15 protein-coding genes and 1 pseudogene are annotated in these 16,877 nt (G+C 63.9%); 5 read left to right on the plus strand and 11 right to left on the minus strand.

All coding sequences use genetic code 11. The features are described 5' to 3' along the window. The first annotated feature begins 25 nt into the window (after window positions 1-25). On the plus strand, window positions 26-550 hold the full coding sequence (locus Q4G32_RS12915; protein ID WP_303351988.1) for an O-acetyl-ADP-ribose deacetylase: 525 nt from the start codon (window positions 26-28) through the stop codon (window positions 548-550). Between the two features lie 127 nt (window positions 551-677). Here Q4G32_RS12915 and Q4G32_RS12920 read toward each other — a convergent pair. The 3 genes and pseudogenes from Q4G32_RS12920 to Q4G32_RS12930 form a co-directional block, all read right to left on the minus strand. After that, window positions 678-779, minus strand: a pseudogene (locus Q4G32_RS12920) (IS481 family transposase); the annotation flags it as partial. A 62-nt stretch (window positions 780-841) separates the two neighbouring features. Next, entirely contained in the window at window positions 842-1,180 is a 339-nt protein-coding gene (locus tag Q4G32_RS14010; protein ID WP_368660401.1) for a DoxX family protein, read from the minus strand. Between the two features lie 28 nt (window positions 1,181-1,208). Beyond that, on the minus strand, window positions 1,209-1,802 hold the full coding sequence (locus tag Q4G32_RS12930) for a TetR/AcrR family transcriptional regulator (RefSeq protein ID WP_303351990.1): 594 nt from the start codon (window positions 1,800-1,802) through the stop codon (window positions 1,209-1,211). Between the two features lie 134 nt (window positions 1,803-1,936). On the opposite strand from Q4G32_RS12930, the gene Q4G32_RS12935 reads away from it, so the two are divergent. From Q4G32_RS12935 to Q4G32_RS12945, 3 genes are all read left to right on the plus strand, one after another. Further along, window positions 1,937-2,347 (plus strand): rhodanese-like domain-containing protein, encoded by a 411-nt coding sequence (locus Q4G32_RS12935; RefSeq protein WP_303351992.1) that lies wholly within the window; start codon window positions 1,937-1,939, stop codon window positions 2,345-2,347. 84 nt (window positions 2,348-2,431) lie between these two features. Then, the gene (locus Q4G32_RS12940) at window positions 2,432-2,695 is read left to right on the plus strand and encodes a type II toxin-antitoxin system Phd/YefM family antitoxin (protein ID WP_303351994.1); all 264 of its coding nucleotides are present in this window, start codon (window positions 2,432-2,434) and stop codon (window positions 2,693-2,695) included. Then, entirely contained in the window at window positions 2,692-3,075 is a 384-nt protein-coding gene (locus tag Q4G32_RS12945) for a type II toxin-antitoxin system VapC family toxin (RefSeq protein WP_303351996.1), read from the plus strand. The genes Q4G32_RS12940 and Q4G32_RS12945 overlap by 4 nt, the downstream gene beginning before the upstream one ends. Window positions 3,076-3,357: 282 nt before the next feature. On the opposite strand, the gene Q4G32_RS12950 is transcribed toward Q4G32_RS12945, so the two are convergent. From Q4G32_RS12950 to Q4G32_RS12965, 4 genes are all read right to left on the minus strand, one after another. Further along, a complete protein-coding gene (locus Q4G32_RS12950; protein WP_303351997.1) occupies window positions 3,358-5,286 on the minus strand; it encodes an ATP-dependent nuclease in 1,929 nt (642 codons plus the stop codon). A gap of 107 nt (window positions 5,287-5,393) precedes the next feature. Next, complete coding sequence (locus tag Q4G32_RS12955; RefSeq protein ID WP_303351998.1) at window positions 5,394-8,015, minus strand: DEAD/DEAH box helicase; 2,622 nt, start codon at window positions 8,013-8,015, stop codon at window positions 5,394-5,396. A 4-nt stretch (window positions 8,016-8,019) separates the two neighbouring features. Continuing rightward, the gene (locus tag Q4G32_RS12960; protein WP_303351999.1) at window positions 8,020-10,200 is read right to left on the minus strand and encodes a DNA methyltransferase; all 2,181 of its coding nucleotides are present in this window, start codon (window positions 10,198-10,200) and stop codon (window positions 8,020-8,022) included. 125 nt (window positions 10,201-10,325) lie between these two features. Continuing rightward, window positions 10,326-11,243 (minus strand): toll/interleukin-1 receptor domain-containing protein, encoded by a 918-nt coding sequence (locus Q4G32_RS12965; protein ID WP_303352000.1) that lies wholly within the window; start codon window positions 11,241-11,243, stop codon window positions 10,326-10,328. 263 nt (window positions 11,244-11,506) lie between these two features. On the opposite strand from Q4G32_RS12965, the gene Q4G32_RS12970 reads away from it, so the two are divergent. Then, window positions 11,507-12,142, plus strand: a complete 636-nt coding sequence (locus Q4G32_RS12970; protein WP_303352001.1) for a hypothetical protein — start codon at window positions 11,507-11,509, stop codon at window positions 12,140-12,142. Here the strand turns inward: Q4G32_RS12970 and Q4G32_RS12975 are convergent. The 4 genes from Q4G32_RS12975 to Q4G32_RS12990 form a co-directional block, all read right to left on the minus strand. Next, window positions 12,101-12,523, minus strand: a complete 423-nt coding sequence (locus Q4G32_RS12975) for a hypothetical protein (protein ID WP_303352003.1) — start codon at window positions 12,521-12,523, stop codon at window positions 12,101-12,103. The two genes, Q4G32_RS12970 and Q4G32_RS12975, sit on opposite strands and share 42 nt — an antisense overlap. Before the next feature lie 449 nt (window positions 12,524-12,972). Beyond that, a complete protein-coding gene (locus Q4G32_RS12980) occupies window positions 12,973-14,016 on the minus strand; it encodes a TniB family NTP-binding protein (protein ID WP_303352004.1) in 1,044 nt (347 codons plus the stop codon). A gap of 9 nt (window positions 14,017-14,025) precedes the next feature. After that, window positions 14,026-16,098 (minus strand): Mu transposase C-terminal domain-containing protein, encoded by a 2,073-nt coding sequence (locus Q4G32_RS12985; RefSeq protein WP_303352006.1) that lies wholly within the window; start codon window positions 16,096-16,098, stop codon window positions 14,026-14,028. Further along, on the minus strand, window positions 16,095-16,856 hold the full coding sequence (locus Q4G32_RS12990) for a TnsA-like heteromeric transposase endonuclease subunit (RefSeq protein ID WP_303352008.1): 762 nt from the start codon (window positions 16,854-16,856) through the stop codon (window positions 16,095-16,097). The genes Q4G32_RS12985 and Q4G32_RS12990 overlap by 4 nt, the downstream gene beginning before the upstream one ends. Window positions 16,857-16,877 lie beyond the last annotated feature (21 nt).

Consider the following 16,877-nt stretch of genomic DNA (forward strand, 5'->3'; position numbering starts at 1 on the left):
GAAAAGATGGTCCTACGCTGAGCCCATGGATATGCGCATTCAACTCGGGGACATCACGCAAGTGGACGTGGATGCTGTGGTCAACGCCGCCAATTCCACATTGATGGGTGGCGGGGGAGTGGATGGTGCCATTCACCGGGCCGGCGGGCCCGACATTCTGGCCGCTTGTCAGCAGCTACGCCGGTTCACCTTTCCAGATGGCTTGCCTACGGGCCAGGCTGTGGCGACGACGGCGGGCGAGTTGCCCGCGCGCTGGGTGATTCACACTGTGGGGCCGATCTACTCGACTGGCGAGGACTGTTCGGAGCTGCTGGCCTCCTGTTACCGGGAGTCATTGCGCATTGCTGCTGGCCTGGGCGCCACTACCGTTGCATTTCCTGCGATCTCCGCTGGTGTTTACGGGTGGCCCATGGAGGAGGCCACCCGTATTGCTGTTGATGCGGTGCAAGGCATGACTGATGAAGTTGGGGCCACCGTGCGGGAAGTGCTGTTCGTACCTTTCGCGCAGTCTGCAGAGGACGCCTACCGGCGCCATCTGGCTGGCTGCTGAGCGTGCTGGTTCCAGCGTCTATAAACAGCCAGTTACAGGAGGCCGTGACGTTCTGGCGCTAAAGGTGCGGATACGGGAGGTTGTCCTCGCAAGGCCGGTGGTGGCTGTAATGGAGGTTTCAGATCTCGACCGCGGCGAGTGCCTTCTTATCCGAGGGAGCTTCGGTGAGTGCGACTGGTGAATACCCATCAACTGCGGAGTGAAGGTTGATGTATCCGGTTCGGGCGCCGAACTGCTAAGTGCGGTCGGCAAGCGGTGTGGTGGACTCGTTGATATCGGTCGGCTCGGCTTTCAGATGACATACGAAAGCACCTGTACGGCGAGCGAGAGGGCGAGCATCCCGAGGCAGTTCATCCAGAACGCCTGACCGGTGAAACGCGCTCGGAAGTGCGCCACGGCAGCGCTCACGAAGTAGATGATCACCCCTGTGTTGGCGGCAAATGCGACACCTGGAATCCAGATTCCGGCCAGTAGCCCCACGGCTGCGGTGGTCTTGATCACGATCAGGGTCCACCACCACTCGCGGGGGAACCCGACCCCGTCAAGGCAATCGCGGATGAATTTCGGGGGGGGCGAAGGGATGCTACTACATCGAGCAGAAGCGCCAACGCGAGCACGGCCGGCAACCACCAGGCGTGAGGAACAAGAATCATGGTGATCAACCCTTCGTGATGCAAATCGTGGTGAACGTCGAACGGAGGCTGACAGTCAATGCCGTCGGATCGGCGTCGGGGTGAGCTGACCAGGACATGAGTGTGCCGACGTAAGAGAAGTAGGCAGCTCTTGCAATCGCCGAAGCGCGTTCCCCGACACAGGGACAGGACTCGTCAACCACGACACGGATCTCTTCCACCAAACGAGCTGCAAGGGTTGTGAACAGCGTTGACGGATGAGTCCCCGAGACAACTGCCGACGCGTAGGCCCTCGCAAGATCCTGATGATCGGTGAACATCGTCACGAACGGCCCCACAAGTCGCAGAATTCGGTCGACGCAATCGGAGTCACCAGCGGCATCGCTGCTCGACGCCGCTGCTCGGGCATCGTGCTCGGTCATGATCAACCCGTCGAAGACCTGCACAAGCAGCGCAGTCTTGTCTCCTACAGCCATTACGGTGCCCACACTTACCTCGCTCGCCTGAGCGATATCCCGAATGGTCGTTGCGCCGAATCCGCGCTGCTCGAACAACCGGCCCGCTTCTTCAAGGACGCGCGTCCGAGTGACCTGCCGCATCTCTTCACGCAAGTTGGGCATCGAACCTCCCCATCGTCGAACGTGTTCACTGAACAAGTTCAGCATAGTGCTCAATGGGTGGCTTGTCTCAGTCGGAGCGTCGTCACTATCCCCGCGTCAACCACTTTGCGGCCAGCAACGGCTAGCCTGCCGTCATGACGGATGAGCCAATCGGATGTATGGGTTTGCTGGCGCAGGCCAGGGCTGATCTGCGGCGTTTGCGACCTTGCCAAGCCTTGGCTGAACAAGCCAGGGGAGCGGTGCTCATTGATGTACGGACACCGGCTCACCGGGCAGATTCGGTGGAGATTCCCGGGGCTCTGGTCGTGGATCTGACGATTTTGCCGTGGCGTTTGGATCCCGCGTTCGAGTGGCGTATCCCTGAAGCTGTCAGTTGGGAGCAGCGCTACATCTTGCTGTGTCGACACGGATATTCGTCGTCGTTGGCGGCGTGGAATCTGCGCCAAATGGGTCTGACCAACGCCACGGATGTGATCGGCGGGGTTGAGGCATGGATTGAACAAGGGTTGCCCACAACCACGGCGTCGGCTGACGTTCGGGCTTGAACGCTTGGAGACCTGATTGTCCTGCTGGCGGTGATCGTCCTCATGGTCCGGTGACCCTGCCGCCCAACGTGCTACGCTTGCTACATGTCGATAATCCCACACCGAGAACTGCGCAACAACAGCAGCGAGATTCTTCGCCGGGTTGCAGCGGGGGAGACCTTCGAGGTGACCAACAACGGCAAGGTGGTGGCGGTCGTCAGCCCCCCGAAGCCGCGCTCTCGGGTTCAGGAGCTGGAGGAGGCCGGGCTTCTTGAGCCGGCGAAAGGGCCAGCTGACTTCAGGGGACTGCATAGGGCAAAAGGGCTCAAAACCTCGGAGATCCTGGCTGATCTGAGGGGCGACCGGTGACCGACGTTTACCTCGACACCTCGGCCGCGATGAAACTTGTGGTCGAGGAGCCAGAAAGCGATGCCTTGGCGAAGTGGATTCACCACAGCAGCCCGCGGCTAGTCTCATCTCGCCTGCTCTGCACGGAGCTGCATTGCGCCGCCTGGCGGCAGCGCATCGACGGTGAGCTGGTTCGAGCGGTGCTTGACCGAGTCAGCTTGCTGTCGATCCACGACGGGATTCTGATGAGAGCCGGACAGGGCAGATCAGAACTTCGGAGTGCAGATGCCATCCACCTTTATTCAGCAATGGATGCAGGCCTGCGGGAGATGCTTGTATATGACGGGGAGTTGGCCCATGGGGCCCGGGGTATGGGGTTTGTCATATCTCAACCGAAGTGACTGCTCCCAAGGAGATGAGGCCGGGTGTCGGAGCCGACGACAGAGCCCCAAACCCGAAAGCTGGGGGCTACTGGTCGAGGGGAGGCTGATTGTCCTGTCGCAAGCAACTTCGCCACCACTCCGCGTAAGTGGACTGATTGACTGAGACAACTGGCGCAGAAGCAGTCTCAATGAATCTAGCCAGTTCGTAGCGACTCGCGATATCAGAACACGCAGGTAGGGGACGGGTCCCCGTTCGTTTCTAGCGTGGAGCCGACACCACGAACAGCCAGCGGTTCGTTCCTACAACAGGGCGTTCAGTGCTGTGAAGAGTGCCTCAAATCGGTCTAGAGCCTGCGACCTCTCTCTCCCCGTAAGGACGTCCGGATGCTTGATGAGGTGGGCCGCAGGCGCGTAATGGTCGTACTCGTCCACATCTGCAGGAAGCGTACGAAAGTGCTCCTCGACTGCGGGGACGATGCGCGTGGGACGGTCCTTGCTTGTCACCTTGACGCGCTTCTTTACCTGGAGCTTGTAGGCGGCGTTGACGACAGTCGCGTAGGCCGACGCGCCGAGGATGTCCTCGGTGTCACCCTCACCGACGGTCGGGTCCTCGGAGTACTCATCCGCCGTGAACACGTGACCGTCACGGAGCAGCTGGGAAGCGCGCAAGTCACGGACCTTGGCCTTGTCGCCGTGCCCGTGATCGGTGAGGACTGCCACGTGGAGCTTGTTGCCACCGAACAAGGCCAGGAAAGACTGGATCTTGCTGATCCCCCCGCACGGCGTGACCGTCCATCTGGGGTCCAGCCGGGTACGGCCCTCCCCTCCGAGTTCAGAGGATGCCCACTGGAGGTACAGCAGGTCGGATGGTCCCTCGACGAGCAACGTGTGCTCGCCTACGAACAGCGTCTGTGAGATGTCGTAACCCAGTGCCGCGCGGAGCGGGAACAGCGTGTCCCCGTCTGCGCTCAGTGCCCGGTCACCGACCTTGGTCCCGAGGATCGTTTCGTCATCCCCGTCAACATCTTGGACGGTGCGAGCGGAGCCCACGTTGGCCGGGTCGACCATGAACGGTGAATGGGTTGTGTAGATGACTTGGTACTTGGGCAGGAGCTCTTCCCTGATGTACCGCAGTAGGTCGTGCTGCGCCTTGGCGTGCAGGGTAAGACCGGGCTCGTCCAGCAACACGACCAAGTTGTCCCCGTGCTGCTTCTGCACCTCTGAGAACCACACGAGAAACGAGAAGAACCACACGAAGCCTGTGCTGCGCTCGTCGAGGATGATGGTCGCGTCGTGCCGGGTGTTCTCTATACGCGTCTCGAACACGTTACCCGTGTTGAAGGGTGCGTCGTCGCCGGGGTAACCAGCATGGGGCATGAAGCGGACCTTCAGGTTTTTGTTCTGCGACCAGTACTTGAAGATCTGCCGAGAGGTCCGGGCGGCTACGGACTCCAACTTCGCGACGAGGGGCTCCCACGACGTGGCACTCACCAAATCATCGAGGGACAGGCCAACCATCGACAGGAGCGATAGGAAGACGGGCCCGCCGGTGAGTGACTCGACGGTGTTGTTCTTCACGTGCGTCTGGAGCTGGTTGATGCTCACGCGACCCGGAAGGCGGTCGTAGTTCGAGTAGTACACGAACAGCGGAAGGTGCTGTTCCAGGTAGCGGGTTACCGTCCCAGTGAGGCTCTTAGCCGGGAACCGTTCGACTAGTTCGGTGAGGAAGGCCGTCTGTCGCGCGCTCGGTTCCGCAACTTCGGAGAGCGCCTTGATGAGGGCGCTCGCAGTGTTGCACCCGGCGAGGGCCTCTGACTCATCATCGGCCAGTCCCGAATCATCCACCAGCACTCGCACGCATGCGGCGTGATCCAGCGGAAGGCTCCACTCCAACGTGTTGTCATACCCCTTGCTGACGGTCACCTCACGGCTCGTGATGGCGTCCTCAGTACCAGCGATGTCGGCCAGCGACTCGTATTCGTGGTCGGACAAGGCGAATACCGCCTCGATCGCGGTCTCGCCGCTCGGCTCACCCAAGACCCGAGGGAAGTCCGTCGACGAGAAGTCGGCACGCTCTGGACGAGCCGACGACAGCTTCTCCAGCGCCTCAAGAACGGCTGTCTTGCCGGACTCGTTCTTGCCGACAAGGCACGTCAGAGGCTCCAGTCTGAACCAGTCCGAGTCCAGAACGCACTTGTAGTTGGACACCCTCGCCCGGATCAGGTCCATGCCGACTCACCTCTCGCTGGTCATACGGACGTGCCGCCCGTCGGTAAAAATCTACGACGTCGGACCGACAGCCCGCCCCTCCCGCGCTGCGGAGCAGGGAATCGGTCTCAGTAGTTCCCCGCTACGGGGGACTCGTAGAGTGACTTGGCGTCTCCTGCTGCGTCCACTGCCGCGCGGACATGCGCGTTCTTCAGGTCGAGCACGCGGGTTTGGTCGCCTGTGCGTGAGGTGGCTTCGATGCGGTGGAACTCTTCTCCGTACTCGGCGGCGAACGCTGCGAGCCCGCGCAGTTTCACGAGCGCGTCGGACAGGTGGTGGCCGTGCGGGTCAACGATGGAAACGCGCACTCCGGGCCCAGTGTGGTCGAAGAATACGAAGTCGGGTCTCATGGTCTTCCACGTGCCTTGCGCGTCCTTGTAGGCGATGCCGAGGGAGTCTTGGGCGGACCGGGCGGGGTTGCGGTACCAGCCGGCGGCGCCGGGCCGTGCCAGTTCACGGTCGAGCACTTCAAGTTCCAGGTCGTTAAGCGTGCCGACGGGGTACTGGCCGTCCGCTCCCGCGAGGAGATGCTTGGGCCGGGTGGGCATGGGCTTGGGCTCGGAGTCTTCGGTCTCGGGCGGGTAGGCGGTCTCCACGAGCGCGTTCTTAGGCCGGGTCAGGTCCATGCGTTGCGGGTCGACGGACATGGCGCGAATGTCGTTGTAGACGGCCTGCCGCTCCGGGGTTAAATCCTTGATCGCGACCCGGTACTGGTCGAACCACTCCCTGGTGAGCTTCTCGGCTTCCCGGTCCAAGTCATCACCGACCTCGGGCACGAGCGCGAGGGCGGCGACCTGCACGTACGCGTCCCGCAGCCCGTCGTCGTCCTGGTCGTCGTCAGGTCCAGCGAGCAGGTCCACGTACGTGCCCGCCAGGTCGGGGGAGAACACCCGACCGGCCTGCCTGTAAGCATCCCGGATCGACCTGTCATCCGCGACCTCAGTGAACCTGTCCAGCGACACGCCCGTCTGCCCATGGTGCCCTGCGACAGCCTCCCCGTGCACGGTCCATATCTCCGACACGGCGGCGTCGAGCTTCTCCTTGTGGCGGGCTGCCGCGCCGTTCAGGACGGCGTGCATCTCCTTGTGTGCGTCTGCGCCGGCATCGGGTCTGAGACCATCGACGGCGAGGGCGTGCGCGAGCGCGGTCAGCCGCTTCACAGGCTTCGCGCCCTTCCGTGGCAGCGACTGCGACGGAAGGGACACGAGCGCGTCCCACACGGAGTCCGGTACGTCCGGGTTGGGCGTCATCGTCTCCGGGCGGATGAGGACACGCCGGCCTGTCGGGTCGGGGAACCCGTCCAGCTCTCCGGTAAGGATCTGCACGACCTGAGTTGCGGTCTTCCGGTCGAAGAACGGCAGGATGCACTCCACGCTGTTCAGGACCTCGTTCCCCTCAATGCGCATCGCCAACGGGGTGCGGACGAGCCGGCCGAGAAGCTGGGTGATGTGGGTTGCGTCCTTCGCGGGCCGGAACGACATGAGCACCTCCGCGCGGGGACAGTCCCACCCGGTGGAGATGCCGTCCTTCGCGATGAGCACGCGCACGCTCGTGTCATCCTGCACCCGCTCCGGCGAGATGTGCCTTACCGCGTACGGCCCGTACGTCTGCGTGGTGTGGTCGCCGAGGACATGCGCGACCTCGTCCCCGCCGAGCTCAGGCCACTCGTCGAACACCACGTCCAACGCCCGCGCCACCGTGTCCGGGTCGGGCGTGTTCGGGATCTGCAACACCATGAGCGGCACCACCGGGTCGGTCTTACTGCCGTCACCGGTCTGGTCAGCGTGCACTGCCGCGTACTCCGCCCACGCGGCAGTGGACTCCTTGATCTTGCGCGTCGCACGGGTCAGAAGCACCGTGTCGAACACGCCTGTCTCGGCCGGGATGTCGAGCACGATCGTGTCCTTCAACAGGCCGGACGCATGCACCCGTGCAGGGTCCACTTGCACTCGGTCCAAGCCCCGCCTCGACGCGGCAACCTCTGCGGCTTTCATCGCCTGCTCGAACCGGTCCACGGTCGCGGAGACACCCCACACGACCGGCATCGGCGGCACTTCCGCATGGCCGTTCACTAGCCGACGCAGGATGGTGGGCTTGTCCGCCGACGCCTTCGTCCCGAACCCACGATGTGCCTCGTCCAACACCATGTAGAGGGTGAGGTTGGGGTCTTCAATAGTGTTCCGGAGCGTGTCCCAGATGGTGAAACCTTGGAGATCCGGTCGCACGGAGGCACGCAGGTCCGGGATCTGGTTATCTTCATCCCCGGCGTCGTGCCCACGGGTGAGACGGGAGGTCTTGGTGAGCTTGTCAGTGTTCAGGAAGTACACCTTGCCGGGGGAAAGCTTCTCCTCGCTGAACGGGTGCGCGATCACGCGCAGGTCGGAGTGGGTCAGCTCGTCGGACGCGGCGAGCAACCGGAACCGGGTCTGCTCGTTTAGGTTCGGGTCGTCGGAGAACCACAACACCACCGCGGACTCGTCCGGCTCGAACCCGAGCTCGTCGTGCCCGTAGAACAACGCCTCAATCACCGCCGCGGCCATCACCGTCTTACCCGCACCTGTCGTCGCCGTCAGAGCGAACTGGCTGGTGCGCCGCAAGCGCGGGTTGTGGAACATCTCCCGCGCCTCGGCCAGGTTGGAGAGAATGTCGCGGACCGCGTCCTGCTGGTAGTCCTTCAGGGTGTACCGCACGCCGTCACCGCCTGCCCGTGTTGATCTCGAAGTTTCGCAGGTACGACTCGTACAGGCGCACCACGTTCACCGTCTCCGGCAACGACTTGGCGACCATCTGGAACCGCCGGTCGTCGTCCGTGACCACGAACACCAACCCAACCTCCGCGTCCGAGACGGTCCGCGTGAAGTCCTTCGCCGCGTCCAGATTCACTAGCACGCCGTATGTGTCGGCCACGTCCCAACCCTCCTCCGGCACTGAGTCAATCCGACGGCCACGCGACCCCGCGCGCAGCCACAGCAACGGCGCAACCATCGCGAAGTCACGGTTCCGTGCGACCCGCCACGGTGACTCATAGGTCAGATCGAAGAACTCGACGTTCTCCTCGAAACCCTCCGAAAGGGGGAACTCGTCGATGAACTTGTAATCCCCCTTGACCGGCTTCCCATCATGGGTCTCGCCTGTCACGGCAGCTCGAATGCGCGGCTTCGTCACGTAATCGCAGATGCCAAGTCGTTCCCACGCCTCGTCTCCGGGCCTTAGCCCCTTCTTGCGCAACCCTGCCTGCTCGTCTGAGCTGACCTCGTTGTTCGTGATCACGATCGCCTGACGGCGGCCCCCGTCGGCGTGGTTGAGACGCATGACTGCATGCGCGGTCGTCCCCGATCCAGCGAAAAAGTCAAGCACCGTGGCGTTGGGCTTATGACTCACGAAGAAGCGAAGCGAGTCCTCGACTGCATAGAGTGACTTGGGGAACGGGAATGACCTGCCGGGGATGAACGCCGACAGCAGCGTGGACCCGTATTCGGACGCGTTGTGGCTCGTCACCTTCCACTGGGTCGGGGCAACCCGCTCGTCTTCGCCCTCACTGGGGAGAGACCATGCAACCAATGACCCGTCAGCAGCGCGCCCCTCGATCTGGTACCTGTCGGACATGACCTCGGCATACGCCCCGTCGGAGAGGTAGTTGACCACGAACCCATAGTCGGTCTTCCGACCGAGACGCACACGTCCCTGACCAATCCGGGTACGGAGCTCATCAGCACCGACCTGCCATCGTCCCTCACTCCCGTTCCTACGGAGCGGCAGGATGGGCACCAGCCCTTCGATCCTTGGGGCAACGCGCTCACCCTCCGGGATCGGTTCACCGACGTACTTAATCTGTCGGCCCTCGGGGTCTGAGTAGATCGGGTAGAACATGGTCGGTCGGTCCTTGCGGGCTGAGTTCGACCCTCGGCGCATCATGGAGGACCATCCCGGCTCGCGGCGCCTGTTATCGGTGCCTTCCTCGTCAACAGCCGCGACGGTGTCGCTGCCGTAGGCCGCCTTTGGGGAGGGAGACCACTCTCTTGAAAGTGGCAACCGTGCGGGTACTGCGGCGCCCAACATTACGAAGAAGAGGTACTCGTCGGCCCGCCGGAATCCGCCGCGGCTAACCCCCTTCGGGTTGATTAGGGTCGACACCATCTGGACGCGAGCGCCCGGAAAGGTCTGGTCGATTAGCAGTGACAGGCGGGCGAACTCGCGTTCGTCGATAGCGACGATGAGCACTGAATCGGTAGGATCGAGGAGTTCTCGGGCGAGCAACAGCCGGCGTTCCATGAACGCAAGCCACTTAGAGTGGCGGTACAGGTCCTCACCGTCCACGTAGTCGTTGTTGTACTTCCAGTCTTTCGCCCCCGAGTTGTACGGCGGGTCGATGTAGATGCAGTCAACCTGGCCGCGGTGGGTGTACAGCAAGGTCTGCAATGCGTGATAGTTCTCCGCGTTGATCACGGTATGGAACGGCTTGTCCGGGCCGCCCCGCTCAACTCTGCCGGTGGACACGAGGCCGGGGTAGATGGGGTCGCGGAACTCGGCAACGACCACGATGTCTTCCACGGACACGACCTGGGTTTCGGATGCGCCGTCAGGTCCGGTGAGCTCGACGTGCGCGATCCGGTCCTCGTCCACGGTCTCGACCCGCGTCACCCGCCAAAGCCGCTGGTCGCCGCGCGTCGTTGTTTCACGGGGCGGAAGGACGCGCACCTTGTCGCCTTTGCGTACAGGGCGGCCCGGCAGCTCGACGGCTTCAGGTTGGTGGCGCTCGAAGTTCAGGCCGAACGGGCGGCGTTCCTGCAGCACTCGGATCTCGGCTTCCAAGTCAGCCCCCAGGGTGGGGTCTTTCGCTTTTGCCTGGGCGAGCAGGTCGGTCAGCCGTGACACGTCGGGGTTTCCTCTCGTGGCGCTGTCGCGCCGGGGCTTGTTGCTCTGGTCGAGTCTAGGTAAGGGCACCGACAGAATCGGCCAGGGCACGCTGACCGCGGGTCGTTCGTCCTAGAAGGTGAGCGTCAGGAGTCGGTCAGGATGCGGTACCGGAAACGCACTGAGGCAGGTATGTAATCCGGCTGGGTCACCTCACGCTGAACGGCGAGCAGGTCGACGAGGCAGAGGGCGCCCTGCTGGTTCTGCAGGATGATCTGCTGCCCGACGTGCGCGACGACACTGCGCCCCGGTGTGAGCTGCGAGGCCAGTTCCTCGTGCTGGGTGGCTCCCGAGAGGTTCAGCCCGACTGCGTGGATGTAGTCCTTGAGGACGTACACGGACTGCGCCCCGCAACCTGAGATGAAGAACGCGAACTCGAACTCCCCGCACCCCAGACGATAGGTCCGGCCGGGGCTTCGCTCGTAAGCGAAGTCGACCTCTCCCTCAGTCGCGGGGTCGGCCCAGGAGGCGGGGTCCCGCTCGCGATCGATCGTCTCCAGCCGGACGCTGCGCGCTCGCAGGGTCGCTATGGACGTGGCGTGGTCACGGTTCGCGGGAAGGTCCTCCATCCATCGCCAAAGCTCTTCGACCTGTTCACTGCCGGGGAACCGTCCGTTGGTCGGGTCAGCGACGAACGGGTGGCCCTTCGGCATCTCGGGCGCTAGCCACGCAGGCAGCGAGAATCCGGGGTTGTCCTTGAACACGACTGAAAGCCATGTCGGCGGTTTGTCCTCGTAGGCGGTCTTGAACCAGCCGTTCTCGATGCCGACGCCGCTGTCTGGGAGGTGGTCCGCGCGGTAGACGTAGTTCTCGTCCACGACGAGTAGGACGTGTCGGCTGTCCGTTGCGCGTTGCATGAACCCGGTCAGGCTGTCCCCGTAGTCCACGTCGGCGTCTACGAGCACGTCATATCCAATGGCTTTGAGGTTCGCTGCGAGCAAGCGCACCCACTCGCGGTGTTGGTCGGAGGTCCACGCGTAGGAGATGAAAAGGTCAGCGGTCACTCTCTGATCGTAGGAGGCCGGGGAGACTCGTTCGGCGAGTCGGCTGGTCCCTGGAGGCGTGTCAGTGTGGACTGTGGGTTGTGCCCGTCCCCGTCCCGCGCTGGTTGCTGTACAGGCTCGTCTACGTCTCCGAAACGGGTAACCGGAGGGTGATCACTACGCGGCCGCATCCTGAGATTGTCGGCAGCCCCGTGCCAGCGGTCCTCGACTCGTCGTGGCTTGCGTCGGGAGAGGACCTGCGGGGGACACCGACGCACGCGGTGGTGCAGGATCTTTTTGATCAGGGCAGCCCGCCCGCGGTGGAGGTTTTGGCTGATCACGGGGCGTGGGGTGCGGAGTCCGTCGATTTGGGTTCGGGGCTCGTGGATGAGGTCGACTGGGAAGATTCGCCCTTCGGGGGCGCTGCGTTCCGTGGGCGCCCCGGTTTCACGTACTCGGGGGAGACGTTGGATCGGGTGGTGTTCGTCCGGGCGGGGGTGCTGCCTGCTGACCAGGACACGCTCGTTGTTTCTCTCAGTCGGTTAGACGGTTTCGCCTCTGTGGAGGAGATGTTGCGAGCTGACCCGTTGGACTCTTTAGACCGTGTGAAGGTGGGGTTTAAGTCGAACGTGTATGCGTCGTTGCGCCACCGCGGCGACGACTACCCGGCCTACTTGGCGGTTGTGGCCGGGTTGGGTCTCGCGGAGGGCATGATCCCTGCAGGGATGGTGCTGGGCATCTGGGACGTGAAGGGTGTGTCGGGGCGACAGGACGGGGAGGCACAGGACTTCTACGCGTGGGAGTCGCCGCTGGTACGTGTGCTGCGCGCCTCGCTGGTCGGCACAGTGATCCCGCCGGTTCCCGGCGCAGTCTGGCGCTTACCCGACAGCGGAGAGGACGCCCGCGACAGCAGCGGGTAGGCCCAACTCGTCAGAGTGCCTGAGCAAGTTCCACCGGTCGGGCTGAACCGCGGCGCCCGGCGCGAGGTACTGCTGGCGTCTGTGCGACCGGAGGGCGAACAAGACAGTCTGCATCCGAGTGGACGCGCGCCACGGTTCGTTGTCCTCGGTGGCGGGCACGATCCGGCGGCTTTCCGCGTCGAGTGCGCTGCGGACATCGACGGGGTCTGTGGCGGGGTCTGTGGCCCATGCCAGCAAGCTCCCGCGGGTGAGAACGCGCGCGAACGCGACCTGCTCCGGGTAGAGGACGGCGTCGACGGGCAGACCACCGCTTGTCTCTTGGCGGGTAGTGATCGTCGTAGGCGACACCGCCATTCGCGCGCATTCGGCGGCAATGGTCATGGCGGCGCTGTCGAACAGCACAAGGCGCGTCGCGAGAGTAGCCCGATAGTGTCGCTCGGCAGTGAGCGCTGCGGGAAACGAATGGAGGCGCGGCTGATCGGTGCTACCCATCCATCGCTTGTGCCGCACGCAAACCTGTCCTTGGGTGGGGAGACGCCCGTAAGCTTCCTGCCCGCTCGCGCATTGCAGGCACAGAAGTCGGTCCGTGACACGTTCCCCCATAAGCACCTGTGGCACCGTGAAAGCTGACGGGTGCAGGGCGCCGAGCTCGCGCCACGCTTGGAGCCGGTCGGGGTGCCGTCGTGACAGTGAACGGACGATCCGTCTGTCCCACAGTGCCTTCTCGATCAGGCGCACGTCCGTGCCGTTTCGCCCCGCTGCCCGGCGGGCGTATGTGTCCACGTCCTCCCCGCCGTACAAGCGGGTCGGTACGGGCAACGGAGTGAGAGTCATTGGGCTCGCTTCAGCCTTGCCCGCCCGTCCCGCGGGGAAGGGAGCGCCGCCGCGCGGAGTTGCCCTTCCGCGTTCTGGTCTATGCGGATCCGGTCAAGTTTGGCGCGATCGATCTTCTCACTCTTGTCCTCCATCGCGAGTTGGGCCGCTTTAGACACGAGCAGGCGCAGCGACCCAATGGACCCGCCGGTCCGGTCGTACAGGTAACTGGACATGCCCTCAAGCGTGCCGTTCTTGTGTTTGGCGAGGGGGAGGAGTTCTTCGACAGCGACGACCAGGTCAGCCCAGTCGTCTCGTTGCTGCTGCGTCCCGTGCCCGAACGACTGCATCTCATACATCGTGACGCGGCCGGCGAGCTGAGCGCCGATGGTGCCGGTGAACAGGTCAGAGGTGGGAAGGTCGATGCCGACGTACACGAACACCGCGTCGAGGCGCTCAGCGAACCCTTTCAATGCGGACGCCGCGTCGGCGCCGGTGGTGGAGCGTGTTTTTAGGTTGTGGATCTCGTCTAGCAGAACCATGCTCGTTCCCAGTTCGCGGAGTACGGTGATGACTTGTTCGGTTAGTTCCTGCGCGGTTGCTTGGCGGTGCATGGGTAGGCCCAGCCATTGGCAGAATGCGGCCATCATGCCTTTCGTGGTGGTCCCTGCGGGGGTGGGCACGTAAACGACGGGGGCGTAACCGTCGTCGTTTTCACGGCTGGTCCTGGCCCTCATGCGCGTTTCGTGCTGTTTCGCGATCCACATGGTCGCGGTGGACTTGCCGAGAGTGGAAGGGCCGGAGACGGCGAGACCGGGGCGTGCGGTGAACTTCTTCGACGCGAGCGATCCGACGAGCAGCCGCGTGTTCAGGTCGATCGCGTCGGTGTCTGGTGTGGACAGCACGATGTTTCCGTCAAGGAACGCGATCCGCTGCTCGTCATAGTCGGCCTTCTCGGTGGGGGAGAGGGCTTCGAGTTGGGCTGGGCCGAGGCGGGCGGGTTCAACGGGTGCGTCTGTGACGTACTCGCGCCAGGCTTGGAGGGTGTCGGGGATCGCCATGTGGTTCTCCTAGTTGAGCCGTCGGGTGCGGCGCGGTCGTGTCTGCTCGTCCGGTCCCTGCTTAGGGGGTTCCGGTTCGGGCGGGGGAGCGGGGTCCGTGTTGTCGGTTTCGACGGTTGTTGGCGCGGGCGGAGGCGTGTCGGGTATGAGGGGTTCTGCGAGGGCGGAGCGGCGGGCCGCACGGCGTTCCTTGGCCGTCAAACCTGCGTCGCGGGTTTGGATACGGTAGATGCCTTCGAGGACCTTGACGGGGTTGTTCTCGTCGCGACGGTCGAGGGCGGCCTGTGCGGCTTTGAGCACGTCATAGGAGAACGGGGGCGCCTGTTTCGCGAGCGTCCACGGCACTTCAATCCACGTGCCCGCAATGCGGTCGCGCACCCAGATGTTGTTCAACCGGCCGGGGTCGTAGCGGATCTCCCAGCGTCCGTTCGCGTTGCCTTTCAGACCGGAGGGTCGACCGCGGAGGTGGTGCAGGTCGGGGGAGTCGTAGCGGAGTCCGGCGAAGTTGATTCCGTACGGCTGAACGCCACGCCAGGTGATCGGCAGCAGCTCCAGGTAGTCGGCGGCTTCAAACGTGACGTGCACGGGCGGGGCAACGCCTGCGAGCGCGGCGTACATTTCGTTCGGGGTCAGGTCCTTGCGTGGCATGGCAGGGTGACGCAGTCCGGGGTGGGGTCGGTTCTGCCATTCGGCGACAACCCACTGGTCAAGGAGGTTCTGCACCTCCTGCAGCGTCCACACCGCCTCCGTGGAAGGGTCTTTCCCACGCCTAGTCACTGAGCGTCCGGTGTACCCGGACAGGTACTGCACGAACAGCGTGTTCACGGCAGAGAACAGCCGCTCGATGTGGGGCTTGTCGGTGGGGGTTCTAGGCGCGGACTTGATGACGCTGATTTGCAGGCGTTGGCAGGCTGCGGTGAAGGTTTGGCCGACGTAGACCTTGCCCCGGTCGATGGTGATGGATTCGGGTTGGATGATGGGCCTGGCTGCGATCTTGTCCGCGAGGTCGTCGGCGTCCATGAGCACGCCGGGCGGGAGGATGCTGCGGGAGAACGTCATGGAGGCGTCCCAGCCGGGTTGCATGGGCAGGGGGGTGAGCGCTTTGGCGAGCAGGAACGCTGCCACGTCAACGGACTTGGTCGCGTCGGCACGGAGCATGGTCGCGGACAGGGTGCGGGTGGCGATGTCGAACAGGATGGTGAGGTCGGGGCGTCCTGTTGTCCCGTCTGGGTAGACCACCATGAGGTCGAGGGGTGTGGAGTCGATCTCCATGAGCTCGCCCGGTCGGGATGGTGTGCGACCGCCGAACGTGCGGTCTGGTCGGTTTCCGAGGGAGCGGCGCGTTGTGGCGTCCCCGAACGGATGCCGGTTGCCTTCGAGGACACCGATCGCGCGGTACATGGTCGCGCGGGATGGGATGGGGAGCCCTTGGAGCGTTGCCTCGCGGGTGACGTTGTTGATGACCCGTGAACGTGTGCCGGTCGACTGATCGGTCTGTCCGCGTAGTTCCGCTTCGATGAGGGAGACAACGCGCGGGTCAACGCGGCCGGTCGTGCCCGTTGGTTTGGTGGATCGACCGTCCACAAGACCCGCGACGCCCTTGTCCCGGTACGCGTAGGTGTGCCGACGGAGCGTCCGCTCCGTCATGGGCGTACCCGCTGCGGCAAGTTCGGCGACCTTGGCGTGCACTCGTTCCATGAACGGGACGCTGCTGTCGTACTCAGGGCGAGGCGCCTGTGCGTCCGCGGAGACAGAGTTCGGGTCGTCGTCGGCGGCGTCGGGAATGTCAGGGTCAGACGGCGGTTTGCCGTAGAGCACCTCGTGGACGTGAGTGTGAAGGAACCGAACGCGTGCGGCTGCCGACGGGTCGAGCGTTTCGTAAACGGACAGCCCCGCCATGTCGGGCAGCATCATGGGGGAGTCAGGCAGGTAGGACTCGTCGTCAAGGAGAACGCTGACTGCGACCTTGCGAATGCGGTTAGTCGTCAGCGACTTCAGCGCGAGCGTCGGGCCTTCCTGGGCAACGACCTGCCACGAGTCACCGTCGAACTGGATGAAATCCCACAGCCGTACCGACTTCATGCGGCCACCACCTGTGTGTTCAGCGACAGCGGCAAGGTGAGGTCAGTCGTGAGCGTGTGAGTCCACAGAAGGTGGTAGACGTTCGCAATGATCAGCTCGGCTGACACGGGCGCAAACCGGGCGACCTGCTCCACGCCCTTGCTGAGGGGGATGCCCGTGCGGAACGCCGCGATGAGCCGGTCGCGTGTTTCAGGAGAGGGAGCGCATCGGTCCTGCCGATAACCGGACAGCCAGCGCAGCGCGGGCGCGACGTCGTCGGGAAGCCCGCCCCACACCTCATACTGCCAACCGGCTGTCTCGCACGCGGCCCGAGTCAGGCTGAACTGGGCCAGCGCCTTCTCCGTCTGTCCAGAGGGAGACCGCACATCAACGATCTTCCCGTCACCGTTCGCAAGTCGCACGAAGTAGTCGGGCACATGCGACTTGTGACCAGGCGTGCCTTTCGGCCAGAGGAACGCGACAGGCTGGCTGCTGACGCCCACCACGTCGGCGTCCCAGTCGAACCAGAGGAGCGCATCCCGCTCCAGTAGAGACTCGAACCCCACGTGTGAGCGGGTGGTCGACGACCACCACAGTCCTTCGTAGTTCCGCTTTCCGGGCCACGCGGCGAACTCGCGGGCTGGCCGCGCATCATCCAACCGAACATTGGACATGCTCGCGTCGATGGGCTGCGACTGCCAGCCAGCATCCTCGGACGACCACAGCACGAGCGTCGTGTCCGTGACGTTCGCCGGAAGTGTTCGCTGCTTGACCGCCACGCTCGCACCTCCACCTTGGAA

The organism is Kocuria sp., assembly GCF_030538595.1.
Taxonomy (GTDB): Bacteria; Actinomycetota; Actinomycetes; order Actinomycetales; family Micrococcaceae; genus Kocuria.